This window comes from Qingshengfaniella alkalisoli, assembly GCF_007855645.1.
GTDB classification, from domain to species: Bacteria; Pseudomonadota; Alphaproteobacteria; order Rhodobacterales; family Rhodobacteraceae; genus Qingshengfaniella; species Qingshengfaniella alkalisoli.
The window spans coordinates 166493-183038 of the sequence record NZ_CP042261.1 but is presented as its reverse complement, the minus strand read 5'-3'; the positions used below and the strand labels follow the sequence as shown (position 1 = coordinate 183038).

At 61.4% G+C, this 16546-nt stretch carries 21 protein-coding genes; 11 read left to right on the top strand and 10 right to left on the bottom strand.

All coding sequences use genetic code 11. From position 1 onward, the window contains the following. Window positions 1-14: 14 nt before the first annotated feature. From thiM to FPZ52_RS00955, 8 genes are all read left to right on the top strand, one after another. Window positions 15-806: a hydroxyethylthiazole kinase gene (gene thiM / locus FPZ52_RS00990; protein WP_205758595.1), complete on the top strand. Its 792-nt coding sequence runs from the start codon at window positions 15-17 to the stop codon at window positions 804-806. Beyond that, complete coding sequence (gene thiE / locus FPZ52_RS00985; RefSeq protein ID WP_146362856.1) at window positions 803-1438, top strand: thiamine phosphate synthase; 636 nt, start codon at window positions 803-805, stop codon at window positions 1436-1438. The genes thiM and thiE overlap by 4 nt, the downstream gene beginning before the upstream one ends. After that, window positions 1435-2256 carry a bifunctional hydroxymethylpyrimidine kinase/phosphomethylpyrimidine kinase gene (gene thiD, locus FPZ52_RS00980; protein WP_146362854.1) on the top strand — a complete coding sequence of 274 codons (822 nt, stop codon included), beginning with the start codon at window positions 1435-1437 and terminating at the stop codon, window positions 2254-2256. Before thiE ends, thiD begins: the two co-directional genes overlap by 4 nt. Beyond that, window positions 2253-3185 carry an ABC transporter substrate-binding protein gene (locus FPZ52_RS00975; protein ID WP_146362852.1) on the top strand — a complete coding sequence of 311 codons (933 nt, stop codon included), beginning with the start codon at window positions 2253-2255 and terminating at the stop codon, window positions 3183-3185. The genes thiD and FPZ52_RS00975 overlap by 4 nt, the downstream gene beginning before the upstream one ends. Then, entirely contained in the window at window positions 3182-3859 is a 678-nt protein-coding gene (locus tag FPZ52_RS00970; RefSeq protein ID WP_146362850.1) for a TenA family protein, read from the top strand. Before FPZ52_RS00975 ends, FPZ52_RS00970 begins: the two co-directional genes overlap by 4 nt. Next, the gene (locus FPZ52_RS00965) at window positions 3856-4578 is read left to right on the top strand and encodes an ABC transporter ATP-binding protein (RefSeq protein ID WP_146362848.1); all 723 of its coding nucleotides are present in this window, start codon (window positions 3856-3858) and stop codon (window positions 4576-4578) included. The genes FPZ52_RS00970 and FPZ52_RS00965 overlap by 4 nt, the downstream gene beginning before the upstream one ends. Further along, entirely contained in the window at window positions 4578-5315 is a 738-nt protein-coding gene (locus tag FPZ52_RS00960; protein WP_146365603.1) for an ABC transporter permease, read from the top strand. The genes FPZ52_RS00965 and FPZ52_RS00960 overlap by 1 nt, the downstream gene beginning before the upstream one ends. A gap of 63 nt (window positions 5316-5378) precedes the next feature. After that, the gene (locus FPZ52_RS00955) at window positions 5379-6680 is read left to right on the top strand and encodes a UDP-glucose dehydrogenase family protein (protein ID WP_146362846.1); all 1302 of its coding nucleotides are present in this window, start codon (window positions 5379-5381) and stop codon (window positions 6678-6680) included. Window positions 6681-6695: 15 nt separating this feature from the next. On the opposite strand, the gene FPZ52_RS00950 is transcribed toward FPZ52_RS00955, so the two are convergent. Next, the gene (locus FPZ52_RS00950; protein WP_146362844.1) at window positions 6696-6905 is read right to left on the bottom strand and encodes a SlyX family protein; all 210 of its coding nucleotides are present in this window, start codon (window positions 6903-6905) and stop codon (window positions 6696-6698) included. A 145-nt stretch (window positions 6906-7050) separates the two neighbouring features. On the opposite strand from FPZ52_RS00950, the gene hisS reads away from it, so the two are divergent. Genes hisS through hisG form a run of 3 tightly spaced genes read left to right on the top strand, consistent with a single transcriptional unit; the run spans window position 7051 to window position 10372 of the window. Next, the gene (gene hisS, locus FPZ52_RS00945) at window positions 7051-8574 is read left to right on the top strand and encodes a histidine--tRNA ligase (protein WP_146362842.1); all 1524 of its coding nucleotides are present in this window, start codon (window positions 7051-7053) and stop codon (window positions 8572-8574) included. Further along, the gene (locus FPZ52_RS00940) at window positions 8574-9680 is read left to right on the top strand and encodes an ATP phosphoribosyltransferase regulatory subunit (protein WP_146365602.1); all 1107 of its coding nucleotides are present in this window, start codon (window positions 8574-8576) and stop codon (window positions 9678-9680) included. The genes hisS and FPZ52_RS00940 overlap by 1 nt, the downstream gene beginning before the upstream one ends. Further along, window positions 9677-10372, top strand: coding sequence for an ATP phosphoribosyltransferase (gene hisG / locus FPZ52_RS00935; protein ID WP_146362839.1), 696 nt, complete (start codon window positions 9677-9679; stop codon window positions 10370-10372). The genes FPZ52_RS00940 and hisG overlap by 4 nt, the downstream gene beginning before the upstream one ends. A gap of 19 nt (window positions 10373-10391) precedes the next feature. On the opposite strand, the gene FPZ52_RS00930 is transcribed toward hisG, so the two are convergent. The 9 genes from FPZ52_RS00930 to rpmD all read right to left on the bottom strand — a co-directional run bounded on the left by FPZ52_RS00930 (window position 10392) and on the right by rpmD (window position 16546). Beyond that, window positions 10392-10823: a DUF1489 family protein gene (locus tag FPZ52_RS00930; RefSeq protein ID WP_146362837.1), complete on the bottom strand. Its 432-nt coding sequence runs from the start codon at window positions 10821-10823 to the stop codon at window positions 10392-10394. A gap of 120 nt (window positions 10824-10943) precedes the next feature. Then, window positions 10944-11363 (bottom strand): 50S ribosomal protein L17, encoded by a 420-nt coding sequence (gene rplQ, locus FPZ52_RS00925; protein WP_146362835.1) that lies wholly within the window; start codon window positions 11361-11363, stop codon window positions 10944-10946. A 190-nt stretch (window positions 11364-11553) separates the two neighbouring features. Beyond that, the gene (locus tag FPZ52_RS00920) at window positions 11554-12570 is read right to left on the bottom strand and encodes a DNA-directed RNA polymerase subunit alpha (protein ID WP_146362833.1); all 1017 of its coding nucleotides are present in this window, start codon (window positions 12568-12570) and stop codon (window positions 11554-11556) included. A 114-nt stretch (window positions 12571-12684) separates the two neighbouring features. Beyond that, a complete protein-coding gene (gene rpsK / locus FPZ52_RS00915) occupies window positions 12685-13074 on the bottom strand; it encodes a 30S ribosomal protein S11 (RefSeq protein WP_146362831.1) in 390 nt (129 codons plus the stop codon). Between the two features lie 12 nt (window positions 13075-13086). Beyond that, window positions 13087-13455, bottom strand: a complete 369-nt coding sequence (rpsM, locus tag FPZ52_RS00910; RefSeq protein ID WP_146362829.1) for a 30S ribosomal protein S13 — start codon at window positions 13453-13455, stop codon at window positions 13087-13089. Between the two features lie 206 nt (window positions 13456-13661). After that, the gene (locus tag FPZ52_RS00905) at window positions 13662-14306 is read right to left on the bottom strand and encodes an adenylate kinase (RefSeq protein ID WP_146362827.1); all 645 of its coding nucleotides are present in this window, start codon (window positions 14304-14306) and stop codon (window positions 13662-13664) included. Then, the gene (secY, locus tag FPZ52_RS00900; RefSeq protein ID WP_146362825.1) at window positions 14303-15658 is read right to left on the bottom strand and encodes a preprotein translocase subunit SecY; all 1356 of its coding nucleotides are present in this window, start codon (window positions 15656-15658) and stop codon (window positions 14303-14305) included. The genes FPZ52_RS00905 and secY overlap by 4 nt, the downstream gene beginning before the upstream one ends. 103 nt (window positions 15659-15761) lie before the next feature. Further along, on the bottom strand, window positions 15762-16235 hold the full coding sequence (gene rplO, locus FPZ52_RS00895; protein ID WP_146362823.1) for a 50S ribosomal protein L15: 474 nt from the start codon (window positions 16233-16235) through the stop codon (window positions 15762-15764). Window positions 16236-16357: 122 nt separating this feature from the next. After that, window positions 16358-16546 (bottom strand): 50S ribosomal protein L30, encoded by a 189-nt coding sequence (rpmD, locus tag FPZ52_RS00890; protein WP_146362821.1) that lies wholly within the window; start codon window positions 16544-16546, stop codon window positions 16358-16360.

The following is a 16546-nucleotide window of genomic DNA, read 5'->3' as shown; positions in this document are numbered from 1 at the left end:
AGAGAGGAGACATGATGACCACCACCCCCGGCGACGTGCTGAAAGCCATCCGCGCGCAATCCCCCCTTGTGCAATGCATCACCAACTATGTCGCGATGAACGTGTCGGCCAATGTACTTCTGGCCACCGGCGCTTCCCCCGCAATGGTGCATGCATCCGAGGAAAGCGGCGATTTCACGGCGGTCGTTGGCGCACTGACCATCAATATCGGCACGCTGTCGCCCAGCTGGGTCGAAGGGATGACAACCGCGATCAACGCCGCACACACCCATAGCAAGCCCTGGGTTTTCGATCCGGTTGCCCATTTCGCAACGCCCTACCGGTCAGGTGTCGCCAGGGACATACTGTCCTTAGAGCCCACGGTCATTCGGGGGAATGCATCCGAAATTCTGGCCCTGTCGGGGCGGTCCGGGTCCGGAAAGGGGGTGGACGCAGGCGACGCGGTGGCAGCGGCAAAGGATGGCGCGCGCGAACTTGCCGTGCGCTACAAGTCCATTGTTGCCGTCACGGGCGAGCAGGATTTCGTCACCGACGGCACACGCGCGGCGCATATCGAAGGCGGCAGCCCCTTCATGCCGCAAGTGACCGCGCTTGGTTGTGCGCTGACCTGTCTGACGGGTGCAGGAATTGCAGCCGTTGAAGACCCGTTCGATGCAACGGTCGGTGTTCTGGCGATCTATGGTGCTGCGGGCCGCGAAGCGGGGAAAACCGCTGACGGTCCCGGATCCTTCGCGTGGAAGTTCCTCGATGCGCTGAACGCGTTGGCTCCCGAAGATGTCTCCGCCGAGTTGGTGGGCTACCGATGAAACGGATTGACTTGTCCGTTTACCTCGTACTCGACCCCGGCCTTTGCGCCGGGCTCGGGATGGTCGAGACGGCGCTGGCTGCCGTCAAAGGCGGTGTAACCGTGGTACAACTGCGCGACAAGGACGCCAGTACCGAGCAGCGGATCGAAATCGGGCGCGCGCTGAAACTTGCACTGTCCGGAACGGGTGCCACGCTGATCATGAATGACGACGTCGAGGCCGCGCTGGCCATTGGGGCGGACGGTCTGCATATCGGGCAGGACGACATGCCCGCAGCGGAAGCACGCGCCCGGATCGGATCAAATATGCTGCTCGGCCAGTCGGTGGAATCCGTCACCGCTGCCGCAAGGGTGGACGCCGCAATCATCAACTATGTGGGCGTCGGACCGGTATTTGCGACACCCACCAAGGCCGATCACAAAACCCCTATCGGGTTTGACGGGTTGGCACAGATCCTCCGCCATGCGCCCGTCCCCGCCGTTGCCATCGGCGGGCTGAAGCGAGAACACGCGGTGCAGACGATCGCCGCTGGCGCACAAGGCATGGCCGTGGTCTCCGCCATATGCGGGCAATCCGATCCACAGCAAGCCGCCGCCGATATCGTCGCGGCCATAACGGAGGCGAGGCAATGATCGCAAATGTGCTGAGTATCGCAGGTTCCGACCCGTCCGGCGGCGCAGGCATCCAGGCGGATCTCAAGGCCTTCTCCGCGCGTGGCTGCTACGGCATGGCGGCCCTGACTGCCCTGACCGCGCAGAACACAACCGGTGTGTCCGGCGTACATCTGGTGCCACCGGACTTCGTTGCGCAGCAGATTGCGGATGTGTTCGCCGATATATGCGTGGACGCCGTGAAAATCGGCATGATCGCGACCGGAGACATCGCCGAGGCCGTCGCATACGCCCTGTCCGCGCATCAGGACATTCCCATTGTTCTCGATCCGGTCATGGTGGCGAAAGGCGGAGCGCGCCTGCTCGACCGCGAAGCGGTTGAGGCGCTGACCAACCACCTGCTGCCGCTTGCGACCCACCTGACGCCGAACCTGCCCGAAGCTGCAGCGCTACTTGGACAGGCCGAGGCCACATCGCGCGATCAGATGCTGGATCAGGCGCAGGCGCTGCGCGCGCTCGGCCCCCGCTATGTGCTGGTCAAAGGCGGGCATCTCGACAGTGCCGAAAGCCCCGACGTGCTGGCCGGTCCGGATGGCACCGTCTGGTTCGACGCCCCACGCACCGACACGCCGAACACCCACGGTACCGGCTGCACGCTGTCCGCCGCCCTGGCGGCCGAACTGGCGAAGGGTCGGTCCACGCCCGACGCCATCAAGGCCGCAAAGACCTATCTGTCCGGCGCGGTCGCCCATGCCGGCCTACTGTCCGTCGGCCATGGTCATGGCCCCACTCATCACTTCCACGCTCTCTGGAACGCATCCCGAAAGGACGCTCAATGAAACGGTTTCTGTTTGCCCTGTCGCTTCTGGCGACGCCCGCCAGCGCACAGGACGAAATGTCCGTCATCCTCGACTGGTTCATCAACCCCGACCACGGCCCCATCATCGTTGCGCAGGAGCAAGGCTACTTCGCCGAGGAAGGTCTCGATGTCGAGGTGATCGCCCCCGCCGACCCCGCTGATCCCCCGAAGATGGTCGCTGCGGGCCGTGCCGATCTGGGTGTGTCCTACCAACCGGAGCTGCATCTTCAGACCGCCGAAGGCCTGCCGCTGAAACGCGTCGGCACGCTGATCGCCACGCCGCTCAATTGCCTGCTGGTTCTGGAAGACGGGCCGATTGAACAGATTTCCGACCTCAAGGGCCGCAAGATCGGTTTTTCGGTCGCAGGGGTCGAAGAAGCACTGCTGTCGCACCTGCTGTCGGAAAACGGGCTGAGCACCGAGGATGTCGAATACGTCAACGTCAACTGGTCGCTGTCACCATCCTTGATGGCTGGTCAGGTCGATGCCGTGATCGGCGCCTACCGCAATTTCGAACTGAACCAGATGGAAATCGAAGGCGTTCCCGGCCGCTGCTTCTATATCGAGGAACAGGGCATTCCACCCTATGATGAACTCATCTACATCGCTAACCCCGACACCATGGACGCCGACAAGATCGAACGCTTCCTGCGCGCGACGGAAAAAGCCACGCAGTTCATCGTCAACCATCCGGACGAAGCGTGGGACATCTTCAGCGGCACCGCGAAGGAACTGCAGGACGAGTTGAACGAAAAGGCATGGGCCGACACCTGGCCGCGCTTCGCGCTGACACCGCGCGGGCTGGACAGCGGACGCTATGCCGATTTCGAGGAATTCCTGCATGGTGCGAATCTGATCGAAACCATCCGCCCCGTGTCCGAGCTTGCAGTCGATCTGGGGGCGCAATGACACCTGATTACGGACGCGCCTTTGCCTTGCTGCGCGACGCTGCTGGGCAGACATGGGCTGACTACACGCACCACACCTTTGTCGAAGGGCTGCGCGACGGTACGCTGCCGCGCGAGGCTTTTCTGAGATACCTCGTGCAGGACTACATCTTCCTGATGCATTTCGGGCGGGCCTGGGCGCTTGGTGTGGTCAAATCGGAGACACCCGAGGAAATGAAGGCCTGCGCCGCCACGGTGGACGGGCTGATCAACCAGGAATTGCAATTGCATGTGGGCATCTGTGCGAAAGAAGGTCTGAACGAGGACGATCTGTTCAACACGCCCGAGCATCCGTCGAACCTGGCCTATACGCGCTACGTGATGGATGCAGGGCAATCGGGCGATCTGGCCGATCTTCTGGTCTGCCTTGCGCCATGCGTGATGGGCTATGGCGAGATCGGGCTGCGGCTGGCGGAAAAGGCGGGTGATACCCCTTACCGCGAATGGATCGACACCTATGCCAGCGAGGACTACCAGAACGTCTGCCGCGAAGCCGGTGCCGTTCTGGATGCCGCACTGGCCCGCCGGATCGGAGACGACCTGACCGCCGCGCCCCGCTGGTCGCGCCTGTCGCACCGCTTCACCACCGCCACAAGGCTGGAGATCGATTTCTGGCAGATGGGCCTGACCGGATGACCGGCCCCGGCATCCGGCTGGACGGTTCCGGCACGATCAGCGGCACAGCGCTTTTCCGGCATCTGACGCTGGAACTGGTACCCGGCGGCTGGACCTGCCTTCTCGGCCCGTCAGGTGTCGGAAAATCCACGCTTCTGCGCCTGATCGCCGGGCTCGATACCGGCGTTACCTTTGACGGAACGATCACCGCAAGCGACGGACAACCAATGGCGGGTCGCATCGCCTATATGCAGCAAAGCGACCTGCTGCTGCCCTGGCTTGATGTGCATGGAAATGTCATGCTGGGCGCCCGCCTGCGCGGGGATGATCCCGACCGCGCGCGCGCCGACAGGCTGATCGACCGGCTTGGACTGGCAGAGCACGCCCATAAGCGCCCCGCAGCCCTGTCAGGCGGGCAACGGCAACGTGTGGCACTGGCGCGCACGCTGATGGAAGATCACCCCATCGCGCTGCTCGATGAACCCTTCTCGGCGCTCGATGCGCGGCTCAGATCCGAAATGCAGGAACTGTCATCGGAGACGCTGAAAGGATCGACGGTCCTGATCGTCACCCATGACCCCGCCGAAGCCGCTCGTCTGGCCAATCGCATCTACCTGATGTCACCCGCCGGGCTTGAACAGATAGAGCCGCCCTCCACGCTCGCGATCCGTGCGGTAGACGATCCCGAGATGCTGCGTTTTCAAGCGGAACTTCTAGCCATGATGCGAGAAGTCGCATGATGGCCCGCGCACTCACACCCATAGCCGTCACGGCCCTGTTGCTCGCCGCATGGCAGGCGCTGGTGCTGCTGGCGGACCTGCCCTCCTTCATCCTGCCCTCGCCTTGGCGCGTGACGACGGCGCTATGGGACAATGCCGGGCTGATCGGCGAGCATGCTATCATCACCCTGACGGAGGTCCTGCTGGGTCTGCTCGTCGGCTCCCTGTTGGGCGCACTCACCGCACTGACGCTTGTCTCGTCACCTGTCGCGCGCCACCTGATCCGGCCGGTTCTGGTGCTGACGCAGGCCCTGCCCGTCTTCGCGCTTGCACCGATCCTGACGCTCTGGCTGGGCTATGGGCTGTGGTCCAAGGTGCTGATGGCCGTGTTAATCATCTATTTCCCCGTGGCCTCCGCCTTCTTCGACGGGCTGATGCAAACGCCCAAGGGCTGGCTCGATCTGGCGCAGACCATGCAAGCGAGCAAACGCGCGACGCTCTGGCGCATCCGCGTCCCCGCCGCTATTCCATCGCTCGCGTCCGGTCTGCGGCTCGCCGCCGTTTACGCGCCCATCGGTGCGATCATCGGCGAATGGGTGGGGGCCTCGAAAGGGTTGGGCTACCTGATGCTGCTTGCGAATGGGCGGGCCAAGATAGACCTGATGTTCGCCGCGCTCGTCGTGCTGGCAACAATGACCCTACTGCTGCACCGCCTCGTTGGCTGGGGTTGCGACCGACTGGAGGCACGCTTGCGCTAGAACAGCCCTTGATTGCCGTGTAGGAACGGATAACTAGCGGCCAGCACAAGCAAGAGGCACGGCATGAAAATTGCAATGATCGGAACCGGCTATGTTGGGCTCGTCTCCGGCGTCTGTTTTTCGGACTTTGGGCATGACGTGATCTGCGTGGACAAGGCGCAGCACAAGATCGACGCGCTGAGGAACGGCGAGGTGCCGATCTATGAACCGGGCCTGGACGAGTTGCTCGACCGCAACGTCAAGTCCGGGCGCCTGAGTTTCACGCTGGATCTGGCCGAGGCGATGGAAGGCGTGGACGCCGTGTTCATCGGTGTGGGCACGCCGACGCGACGCGGCGACGGGCATGCCGACCTGTCTTACGTCTATGCCGCCGCCAAGGAGATCGCCGAGACCCTGAAGGGCTACGCGGTGATCGTCACCAAATCGACCGTTCCCGTTGGCACCAATCGTGAAGTCGAACGCATCATCCGCGAAACCAACCCGGATGCCGATTTCGACGTAGCCTCGAACCCCGAATTCCTGCGCGAAGGCGCGGCAATCGAAGACTTCATGCGCCCCGACCGCGTCGTGGTCGGCATCGAATCCGAGCGCGCCAAGGATGTAATGGCCGAGATTTACCGCCCGCTTTCCCTGCGCGACGCGCCCATCGTCTACACCGGGCTGGAAAGCGCGGAGATGATCAAATACGCCGCCAACGCGTTTCTGGCCACCAAGATCACCTTCATCAATGAAATCGCCAATCTGTGCGAAAAGGTCGGCGCGGATGTGCAGGCCGTGTCCAAAGGCATGGGAATGGACGGCCGGATCGGGCCGAAGTTCCTGCATGCCGGGCCGGGCTATGGCGGGTCGTGCTTCCCGAAAGACACCAACGCGCTGGCACGGATCGGCCAGGACCATGCCAGCCCGCAGAAGATCGTGGAAACGGTCATCTCCATCAACGAGGACCGCAAGCGGCAGATGGTCGAAAAGGTGCTCGACATGTGCGACGGGCGCGTGGCGGGAATGAAGGTCGCGGTGTTTGGCGTGACGTTCAAACCCAACACGGACGACATGCGGGAATCGCCCGCGCTGACGATCGTGCCCGCGCTGATCGGCAAGGGCGCGAAGGTGCATGTAGTGGACCCGCAAGGCCGGCGCGAGGGCGAAGACCTGCTGCCCGGTGTCACCTGGGAAGACGACGCCTACGCCGCCGCCACGGACGCCGATGCAATTGTGCTGCTGACCGAATGGAACGAGTTCCGCGGTCTGGATCTGGACCGTCTGGCCAGGGGCATGAACACCGCGCGCCTGGTGGATCTGCGCAATGTCTACAGCCGTAAGATCGCGGAAGAGGCCGGATTTACTTACGCGGGTATCGGTCGCTGACCTGGACGCCGCCGCCTACCAGTGCGGCGGCTTCTGATCGGCCAGCGGGACGGAGCCACCTGAGTCGAATTCCCGCTCGGCTTCGCGCTCCATCAGCATCTGGACACGGCGGGTCAGCACGGCAATCTCGCGTTCCTGCCGCGCGACGATATCGGACAACTCTGAAACCGTCCGGTCGAGATGGGCGATCTTTTCCTCAAGCGGCGCTGTCGTGTCGTCGGTCATGGCTGGCTCCCGCAATTTCCTCGGCTCTGCTGGTGTAACCCTATTGCACGGCTTGCGCACCCTCCAAAACCCTGTTTCGCTTGCCTTGCCCCCTGCCCCCGCATCCGCTAGACGAGCGACGAAACCGACCACGGCGGAGGCCCCAATGGCCAAGAAAGAAAAGAAGCAGCCCCGGCCCAAGGCCGAAACGCCAAAGGGCTTTCGCGACTATTTCGGCACGGAAGTGACCGAGCGCAAAGCCATGCTCGACCGCATCGCCGAGGTCTATCATCTATACGGGTTCGAAGCGTTGGAAAGCTCCGCCGTGGAAACGGTGGAAGCCCTTGGGAAATTCCTGCCCGATGTCGACCGCCCGAACGAAGGCGTGTTCGCGTGGCAGGAAGAAGACAAGGACTGGCTGGCGCTGCGCTACGACCTGACCGCGCCGCTGGCACGGGTTTACGCGCAGTTCCGCAATGATCTGCCGACACCCTATCGCCGTTACGCGATGGGACCGGTCTGGCGCAATGAAAAGCCAGGTCCGGGCCGGTTCCGCCAGTTCTACCAGTGCGATGCTGACACCGTCGGTGCGCCGTCCGTCGCGGCGGATGCCGAGATCTGCGCGATGCTGTCGGATACGCTGGAAGCCGTGGGCATTCCGCGCGGCGACTACATCGTTCGCGTGAACAACCGCAAGGTGCTGAACGGGGTGCTCGAACTGATGGAAGCGCATAAACAGCCGAGTTGGGCAGAGGGTGCCACCAATAACGAGATTCGCGGGTTCGATGTTGAGGACGCCGTTCTGCGCACCATGGACAAATTTGACAAGGTCGGTGCTGAAGGCGTGCGTCAACTGCTTGGCGAGGGCCGTTTAGACGAATCTGGTGCATTCATCAAAGGGGTTGGTCTCTATGAGGATCAGATTGATGCAGTAGTGGGCTTTCTTACTTCGCGCGCCGAGACCAACGAAAAGACGCTAGAAAATCTAAATCAGCTTGTAGCGGGACGCACTGAAACCGGAATGATCGGCGTTCGAGAGTTGCGAGAAATTCGCGATCTGCTTGCCGCTCAAGGGTATGAGGGCGACCGGATCGTCATCGACCCCTCCGTCGTGCGCGGGCTGGGCTATTACACCGGGCCTGTCTTCGAGGCGGAGCTGACCTTCGAGATCACCGATGAAAAGGGCCGCCCACGTCAATTCGGCTCCGTCGCAGGTGGCGGTCGCTATGACGACCTGGTCAAACGCTTCACGGGCCAATCCGTGCCTGCCACCGGCGTCTCCATCGGCGTCGACCGGCTGCTGGCCGCGTTGCGCGCCAAGGGCCGCATCGACGCGGCATCGCAGGGACCGGTCGTTGTCACGGTCATGGACCGCGACCGCATGGCCGACTACCAGTCTATGGTCGGCGAATTGCGCGCTGCCGGTATCCGGGCCGAAGTGTATCTGGGCAACCCGAAAAACTTCGGCAACCAGTTGAAATACGCGGACAAGCGGCAATCCCCGGTGGCTGTCATCCAGGGCGGTGATGAAGCAGAACGCGGCGTCGTTCAGATCAAGGACCTGATCCTTGGCGCGAAGATCGCGGAAGACGCGAGCCTTGAGGAATGGAAATCCCAACCCGCGCAACGTGAAATCTCGCGCGCCAATCTGGTTACCGAGGTCCGCAAGATGCTGGAGCAATCCAGATGATGCTGCCCCCTGCTGCCGTAAGGGCCGAGGCAGCGCGCCTGCGTGCCTATTTCGAAGGCACCGGCGCGGTCGCGGTCGAAGCACCGATCCTGCTGCCCGCCGACACGCTTCTGGATCTCTACGGGGAAGACATTCGCGGGCGCGCCTATGTGACCCACGACCCGCTGCGCGGCGAAATGATGCTGCGTCCGGACTTCACGGTTCCCGTAGTATCCGAGCATATGACCAACGGGGCCGAACCTGCACGCTATACCTATGCCGGCGAGGTCTTTCGCAAACAGGAAATCGATCCCGAACGGCCCAGCGAATACTTGCAGGTCGGGTTGGAAATCTTTGATGGCACCGACCCCGCCCGCGCGGATGCAGAGGTCTTCACCCTGTTTCGCGACGTTCTGGACCCCTGTCATCTGCGCGCCGCGACAGGCGACATCGGCATCCTGACGGCGGCAGTACACGGGCTCACCACGTCCGATCCGCGCCGCGCCGCGCTACTACGCCATATCTGGCGTCCACGCCGTTTCCGCGCGCTTCTGGACCGCTTTGCCGGACGCGGAAAGCTGTCCAGCCACAGGGCTGAATTGCTGGCCCGATTGAGTGCAGGGCACGATCCATTGTCAGACGGAACGCCACTCGTCGGGCTGCGTGGCGAAGATGAGATCCGCCAGCGCCTGACACTTCTGCGTGCCGATGCAGCGGAGGCCAACCTACCTGCGGCAGAAGTCGAACTGTTGGATGAAATCCTCGGCCTGAAAGACAAGGCACCGGTGGTTCTGGAAAACCTGCGAGATCTCGCGGTGGACATGCCCGCGCTTGCCGATGCCGTGCAGCGGCTGGAGGCACGGCTTGACGCCATGTCAGCCCGTGGCATCAATGTCGGAGATCTGGACTTCGAAGCAAGCTTTGGCCGCACGACGCTGGAATATTATGATGGCTTCGTCTTCGGCTTTTATTCGGTAACTCGACCGGACCTGCCACCTGTGGCGACTGGCGGGCGCTACGACGCTCTGACACGCGTTTTGGGCGGTGGGCGATCTATTCCGGCAGTCGGCGGCGTGATACGCCCGGAAATGCTTCTGACACTTGGCTGCTCGGGAGACGTAAAATGACCCTGAAGCTCGGTGTGCCGTCCAAAGGGCGGCTGATGGAAAAGACTTTCGACTGGTTCAGTGCGCGTGGCATTACGCTAAGCCGCACCGGGTCTGACCGCGAGTATTCCGGACGCGTCGAGGGCATGGACGGCGTTGACCTGGTGCTGCTGTCCGCAGGTGAGATTCCACGCGAACTGGCCACCGGGCGCATCCACCTTGGCGTGACCGGATCGGATTTGGTGCGCGACAAACTGGCGGTCTGGGACAGTCAGGTTGCCGAAGTCGAACATCTGGGCTTCGGCCATGCCGACCTTATCATCGCTGTGCCCAAATGCTGGGTCGATGTGGATACGCTGTCGGACCTTGATTCGGTAGCGGCGGCTTTCCGGCGTGAGCATGGTTTCCGACTGCGGATCGCCACGAAGTACCACCGGCTGGTGCGTGAATTTCTGAAGCAGGAAGGTGTGGCCGACTACCAGTTGGTGGACAGTCAAGGCGCGACCGAAGGTACGGTCAAGAACCTCGCGGCAGAAGCGATCGCCGATATTACCTCGACCGGTGAAACATTGCGCGCGAACCACCTGAAGATCCTGTCGGACGGGGTGATCCATCGCAGTCAGGCGACACTGTTCAAATCGCGCAAGGCGGATTGGACCTCAGCGGATCGTGAGCGACTGGCGGATATGATGCGGATGATCGAGGCCGTTTGATCGGTCTCGATTTCGGCTGCTACCGGACACCGATTTCTGCAAGCGCGGCCTGCAAGTCAGGCGGTAGACGATCATCGCTTTCGCGGGTTGCGCGCAGATCGGCGGGACTGTCTTCGGGCTTCAGGTAGCGCCAGCCTTGAAACGGTCGGCGCGGGGCTGCTTCGGTCCGGATGATGTCCGGATCGAACACGATTCCGCAACGCGCAATGCCATCGGCACCGACCACCTCGTCCAGCCGCAGGACGCGTTGGCGCGCGAGAATGAAGCCTTTGAACACCCAATAGAGCGAGCCGCCGTTGAGCAGCTCTTTCGAGCGTTTGGGCCACATGCGGGTCACATGACGTGGCTGATGGTCCGGGTCCGCGGCCACACGTTCCTTCTGCCAGAATTCGAGATCCTCGACTCGCTCTGCTCCCACGCAAAGCTTCACAAGATTTATGTGGTCAGCCACGGTCACCCCTCATCATCTAGCCTAAAATAAAGGGCTGACGGGGATTCGCAAGGTGATCTGCGCAACGAAAAAGCCCCGCCGGGAGCGGGGCTTCGTATCCAGAACCAGTATGGGCCTGGCTTATTCTTCAGCAGCTTCCTCAGCAGCAACACGTGCCTTGTCAGCGGCACCTTTGGCGTCGACGTCGCGATCGACGAATTCGATGATCGCCATCGGAGCCATGTCGCCATAGCGGAAACCTGCTTTCAGGACACGGACATAGCCGCCCTGACGATCCTTGTAGCGCGGGCCGAGAACGTCAAACAATTTGGCAACGTATTCGTCCTGCTTGAGCTGGGACGCGGCCTGGCGACGGGCGTGCAGATCCCCGCGCTTGCCAAGAGTGACCAGCTTTTCGATCACGCGGCGAAGCTCTTTGGCTTTGGGCAGCGTGGTCTTGATTTGCTCGTGCTCGATGAGCGAGCCAGCCATGTTCGCAAACAGGGCCTTACGGTGTTCGTGGGTACGGTTCAGTCGGCGGTAGCCGCGAGCGTGACGCATTTTTTCAATCCTTCAGCTTGTGCTTTGTCTGGCATCCCATGCGTGCGGGACACTCTCCTTGGGGCGGAACTGCCCGTATTTTCCCGGCCTTGATACCGGCATTTTTGCTGTGCACCGCGCGTACACCAAACGTACACCGCATGTACAGCATAACGTCGCGGGCAGGTCCTCCCCGCCCGCGACATAACTCTTAGAACTGGTCTTCGAATTTCTTCGCCAGTTCTTCGATGTTCTCTGGCGGCCAGTCTTCCACATCCATGCCGAGATGCAGACCCATGCCCGAGAGCACTTCCTTGATCTCGTTCAGCGACTTGCGGCCGAAGTTCGGGGTGCGCAGCATCTCGGCTTCGGTTTTCTGGATCAGGTCGCCGATATAGACGATGTTGTCGTTCTTCAGGCAGTTTGCCGAACGGACGGACAGTTCCAGCTCGTCCACCTTTTTCAGCAGCAGCGGGTTGAACTCCAGACCATCGTCTTCGGAATCACGGCCGGCGGGTTCTGGTTCGTCGAAGTTGACGAAGATCTGAAGCTGATCCTGAAGGATGCGCGCAGCATAGGCCACTGCATCTTCGGGCGTGACGGAACCGTCAGTGTCCAGTTTCAACGTCAGCTTGTCGTAGTCGAGAACCTGACCTTCGCGGGTCGGCTGAACGTCGTAGCTGACCTTGCGAACCGGCGAATAGATCGCATCGACCGGGATCAGGCCGATAGGCGCATCGTCCGGGCGATTCTTGTCGGCCGCGACATAGCCTTTGCCGGTGTTGACGGTCAGTTCCATGAACAGATCGGCGCCATCGTCAAGGTGACAGATGACATGGTCCTTGTTCAGAACCTCGACGCCAGCGGTTTCGGCAATGTCACCGGCGGTGACGATGGCCGGACCTTGAGCCGAGACGGAAACCCGCTTGGTGCCTTCGGCATCCATGCGGATTGCAACGCCCTTGAGGTTCAGGACGATGTCGGTGACGTCTTCGCGCACGCCCGCAACGGAGGAAAACTCGTGCAGGACGTTGTCGATCTTGACGCTTGTGATCGCTGCGCCTTGCAGCGACGACATCAGGACGCGGCGCAGCGCGTTGCCGAGCGTCAGGCCGAAGCCACGCTCCAGAGGTTCGGCGACAACCGTCGCCTGACGCGCGGGTTCATTGCCCGGCTTTACTTCAAGCTGCGTCGGCTTGATAAGTTCTTGCCAATTCTTTTGGATCATGCGTGTCGCCTCCATGCCAGTTTCCGATCCATGTCCAACACCGGAAACACCCGAGGAAAAATGACGAAACGGACCGCACCCGACGGGGCACGGTCCGGTAGTAAATTCAATAGATCAGACGCGGCGGCGCTTCGGAGGGCGGCAGCCGTTATGTGCGATCGGGGTCACGTCACGGATTGCCGTGATGTTGAAACCGACAGCAGCCAGAGCGCGCAGCGCGCTTTCACGGCCGGAACCCGGGCCTTGCACTTCGACTTCCAGCGTCTTCACGCCGTGATCCTGCGCTTTGCGACCCGCATCTTCCGCAGCCATCTGAGCCGCATAAGGGGTCGATTTGCGCGAACCCTTGAAGCCCATAGTGCCAGCGGACGACCAGGAGATCGCGTTGCCCTGAACGTCGGAGATCAGGATCTTCGTATTGTTGAACGAGCTGTTCACATGCGCCACACCGGCGGCAATGTTCTTACGTTCCTTGCGCTTTGCGCGAACCTTATCACGTGCCATCTATCCTGCCCCCTACTTCTTCTTGCCAGCAATGGCTTTTGCCGGGCCCTTGCGGGTACGGGCGTTGGTGTGGGTCCGCTGACCACGCACCGGCAGGTTACGACGATGGCGCAGACCGCGGTAGCAGCCCAGATCCATCAGACGCTTGATGTTCATCTGGCGTTCACGACGCAGGTCACCTTCAACGGTGACGTTGGCGTCGATGTGCTCGCGCATCGCCAGTACTTCGGAATCGCTCAGTTCGTTAACGCGACGGGCCGCGTCAATACCAACGGCTTCGCAGATACTGTTCGCAACCGACGGCCCGATGCCGTGGATATAGGTCAGAGCGATAGGGACCCGTTTGTGGGTCGGAATGTTTACACCGGCAATACGTGCCACGTGATTTATCCTTTCGTTGCGGTTCCGTAATCCCAGAACCTTTTTTCACAACACGGAACCGGCGCGTCCGGCCCGCATCGGTTTGATAAGCGGCTTGGCGTGCGGCCATGCCGCGCGTGTCAACCCGATTCTCAGAAGAAACAGGTCTCTACGAGGATTCTGGCCGACGGTCAAGGCTATATTCACACAGCCTTAACCCTTTGAATTCAGAGATCAAGCACCGTGTCGATGCTGGCGGCAACAGTTTCGATATCGGCGAGGCCGTTAATCGATTCCAAACCCGTAGTCGCGTAGTAGTAACCCAGCAGAGGCGAGGTCTGTTTGTAATAGGCCATCAGGCGGGTTTTCAGGCTTTCCGGATTGTCATCCGGGCGACGCACCAGGTTTGCGCTGCCGCAATTGTCGCACTTGCCTTCAACCTGCGTCGGCGTGGTCTTATCGTGATACATCGTGCCGCAGTCGGCACAGGTGTAGCGGCCCGAGATACGGTCGACGAGCGCTTCGTCATTGACCTTGATCTCGATCACGGCGTCGAGCTTCTGACCCAGCTTTTCAAGCGAAGCGTTCAGCGCATCCGCTTGCGCCAGCGTGCGCGGGAAACCGTCGAAGATGTAACCCGCATCGGGGTTCCGCGTCAGTTGCTCCTCGATCAGGCCGATAACGATCTCATCGGTGACCAGTTCGCCTGCGTCCATGATGCGTGCAACTTCGTTGCCAAGTTCGGTCCCGGATTTACGCGCCGCACGGAGCATGTCGCCGGTGGACAGTTGAACCATCCCTCTCTTTTCGACGAGCCGTTTGGCCTGGGTTCCTTTACCAGCGCCCGGTGGGCCGAGGAGGATGATATTCATCTACGAGCTGTCCCTTTCTTGCCGCGCTTTTTGCCGCGCAGTTGCGATTTCTCGATCAGGCCTTCGTATTGATGCGCAAGCAGATGCGACTGGACCTGTTGGATGGTGTCCATCGTGACCGATACGACGATCAGCACGGAAGTGCCCCCGAAGTAGAACGGAATGGCCAGTTGCGAGCGCAGGATTTCCGGCAGCAGACAAACCAGCGTCAGGTAACCTGCACCCAGAACGAGCACGCGGTTAACCACGTATTCCAGATAGTCCTGCGTCCGCTTGCCGGGCCGGATACCCGGAACAAAACCGTTCTGATTTTTCAGGTTGTCGGCCACGTCGTCCACCTTGAAGGCAACGTTATGCGTGTAGAAATAGGCGAAGAAGATGATCATCGCCGCGAAGAACAGCAGGTAAAGCGGCTGACCGGGCCCGAAATAGGCGAGGATCGTCGACATTACCGCGCCGGTCTGATTGCCCGAAAACGTCGAGATCGTCGTCGGCAGCAACAGCAGCGACGAGGCGAAGATCGCAGGAATAACACCGGCAGGGTTCACCTTGATCGGCAGGTGCGAGGTGCCGCCATCATACATCTTCATGCCGACCTGGCGACGCGGATACTGGATGTGGATCTTGCGCAAGGCCCGCTCCATGAACACCACGAACGCGATGGTCACCGCCACCATGACCAGCACGCCGATGATAACGGCGGGGCTGATGGCACCAGAGCGGCCCGAGGCGAAGAACTGCGCCAAGGCGGCGGGAACTTCGGCGATGATACCCACGAAGATGATCAGCGAGATACCGTTGCCGATGCCACGCTGGGTGATCTGTTCGCCCAGCCACATCAGGAACATCGTACCGCCCACCAGCGTTATGACGCAGGAAATACGGAAGAACCAGCCCGGGTCGGTCACCAGCCCGCCCGATTCGAGGCTCACCGCCAGACCATAGGCTTGGAACGTCGCCAGCAGCACCGTACCGTAGCGGGTGTACTGGTTCATTTTCTTGCGGCCCTGCTCGCCTTCTTTCTTCAGCTGTTGCAGAGGCGCCCACATCGCACCCAGAAGCTGGATGATGATCGAGGCCGAAATATAGGGCATGATGCCGAGGGCGAATATGCCCATCCGGCTGATCGCACCGCCCGTGAACATGTTCAGAACGCCGCCGATACCGGTCGCCGCCTGATCCATAAACGCCCGCAATTCGCCGCCATCGATCCCCGGCACCGGAATATAGGTGCCCAGGCGATAGACGCAGAGAAGTGCGAGGGTGAATAAGATCCGCTGCCGCAGCTCGGTCGCCCTGCCGAAGGCGCCCCAGCTCATGTTTGCGGCCATTTGTTCAGCTGCAGATGCCATACCCTGTCTCTTTCATGGATACGCCGCCGAACCGGGGTTCCCGGTCGGCGGCGCTGGAAAACCTATCATGGGTGTAAGCGGCAATGGCGCCGCTCACAACCTATTACTCTGCCGCCGTGGCGGAAGTCACGGTCAGCGAACCGCCGGCTTTCTCGACCGCGTCGACCGCGGATTTGGAAGCGCCGGTCACGGTCAGGTTGACCTTTGCGGACAATTCGCCCTTGGCGAGGATGCGGACACCATCCAGCTTGCGGCGCACCAGACCGGATGCGACCAGCGCGTCCTCGTCGATGGCATTGCCTGCGTCGAGCTTGCCAGCGTCAACGAATTTCTGGATCAGGCCCAGGTTCACCACGGCGAACTGCTTGCGATTCGGCTTGTTGAAGCCACGCTTCGGCAGACGCTGGTAGAGCGGCATCTGGCCGCCTTCGAAGCCCTTGATCGCTACACCCGAACGGGACTTCTGACCCTTGATACCACGGCCAGCCGTTTTACCTTTGCCCGAACCCGGACCACGGCCAACGCGCATGCGTTTCTTGGTGGCACCCGGATTGTCGCGGAGTTCGTTAAGTTTCATGTCGCTTCTCCTTTGCCGGATGCGGCCCCCAGCGACGGGAGCGGCCGAACACGGCGTCTATGAAATAAGATGCCCCGAAGGGCGACAGGCCCCGGATTGCTCCGGAGCCCAACGAGCGAGACTTAGCCGCGCTCTTCGATGATTTCAACCAGATGCGGGATCGAATTGACCATGCCGCGGACGGAAGGTGTGTCTTCCAGTTCACGGGTCTTGTGCATCTTGTTGAGGCCCAGGCCGATCAGCGTCTGGCGCTGCTTTTCCGGGCGACGGATCGGAGAACCGATCTGCTTAACTACGATGGTTTTCGCCAT

Coding starts and splice junctions, on each gene's coding strand:
- thiM (WP_205758595.1), top strand. CDS start 15: ATGACCACCACCCCCGGCGACGTGCTGAAAGCCATCCGCGCGCAATCC.
- thiE (WP_146362856.1), top strand. CDS start 803: ATGAAACGGATTGACTTGTCCGTTTACCTCGTACTCGACCCCGGCCTT.
- thiD (WP_146362854.1), top strand. CDS start 1,435: ATGATCGCAAATGTGCTGAGTATCGCAGGTTCCGACCCGTCCGGCGGC.
- FPZ52_RS00975 (WP_146362852.1), top strand. CDS start 2,253: ATGAAACGGTTTCTGTTTGCCCTGTCGCTTCTGGCGACGCCCGCCAGC.
- FPZ52_RS00970 (WP_146362850.1), top strand. CDS start 3,182: ATGACACCTGATTACGGACGCGCCTTTGCCTTGCTGCGCGACGCTGCT.
- FPZ52_RS00965 (WP_146362848.1), top strand. CDS start 3,856: ATGACCGGCCCCGGCATCCGGCTGGACGGTTCCGGCACGATCAGCGGC.
- FPZ52_RS00960 (WP_146365603.1), top strand. CDS start 4,578: ATGGCCCGCGCACTCACACCCATAGCCGTCACGGCCCTGTTGCTCGCC.
- FPZ52_RS00955 (WP_146362846.1), top strand. CDS start 5,379: ATGAAAATTGCAATGATCGGAACCGGCTATGTTGGGCTCGTCTCCGGC.
- FPZ52_RS00950 (WP_146362844.1), bottom strand. CDS start 6,905: ATGACCGACGACACGACAGCGCCGCTTGAGGAAAAGATCGCCCATCTC.
- hisS (WP_146362842.1), top strand. CDS start 7,051: ATGGCCAAGAAAGAAAAGAAGCAGCCCCGGCCCAAGGCCGAAACGCCA.
- FPZ52_RS00940 (WP_146365602.1), top strand. CDS start 8,574: ATGCTGCCCCCTGCTGCCGTAAGGGCCGAGGCAGCGCGCCTGCGTGCC.
- hisG (WP_146362839.1), top strand. CDS start 9,677: ATGACCCTGAAGCTCGGTGTGCCGTCCAAAGGGCGGCTGATGGAAAAG.
- rplQ (WP_146362835.1), bottom strand. CDS start 11,363: ATGCGTCACGCTCGCGGCTACCGCCGACTGAACCGTACCCACGAACAC.
- FPZ52_RS00920 (WP_146362833.1), bottom strand. CDS start 12,570: ATGATCCAAAAGAATTGGCAAGAACTTATCAAGCCGACGCAGCTTGAA.
- rpsK (WP_146362831.1), bottom strand. CDS start 13,074: ATGGCACGTGATAAGGTTCGCGCAAAGCGCAAGGAACGTAAGAACATT.
- FPZ52_RS00905 (WP_146362827.1), bottom strand. CDS start 14,306: ATGAATATCATCCTCCTCGGCCCACCGGGCGCTGGTAAAGGAACCCAG.
- secY (WP_146362825.1), bottom strand. CDS start 15,658: ATGGCATCTGCAGCTGAACAAATGGCCGCAAACATGAGCTGGGGCGCC.
- rplO (WP_146362823.1), bottom strand. CDS start 16,235: ATGAAACTTAACGAACTCCGCGACAATCCGGGTGCCACCAAGAAACGC.
- rpmD (WP_146362821.1), bottom strand. CDS start 16,546: ATGGCGAAAACCATCGTAGTTAAGCAGATCGGTTCTCCGATCCGTCGC.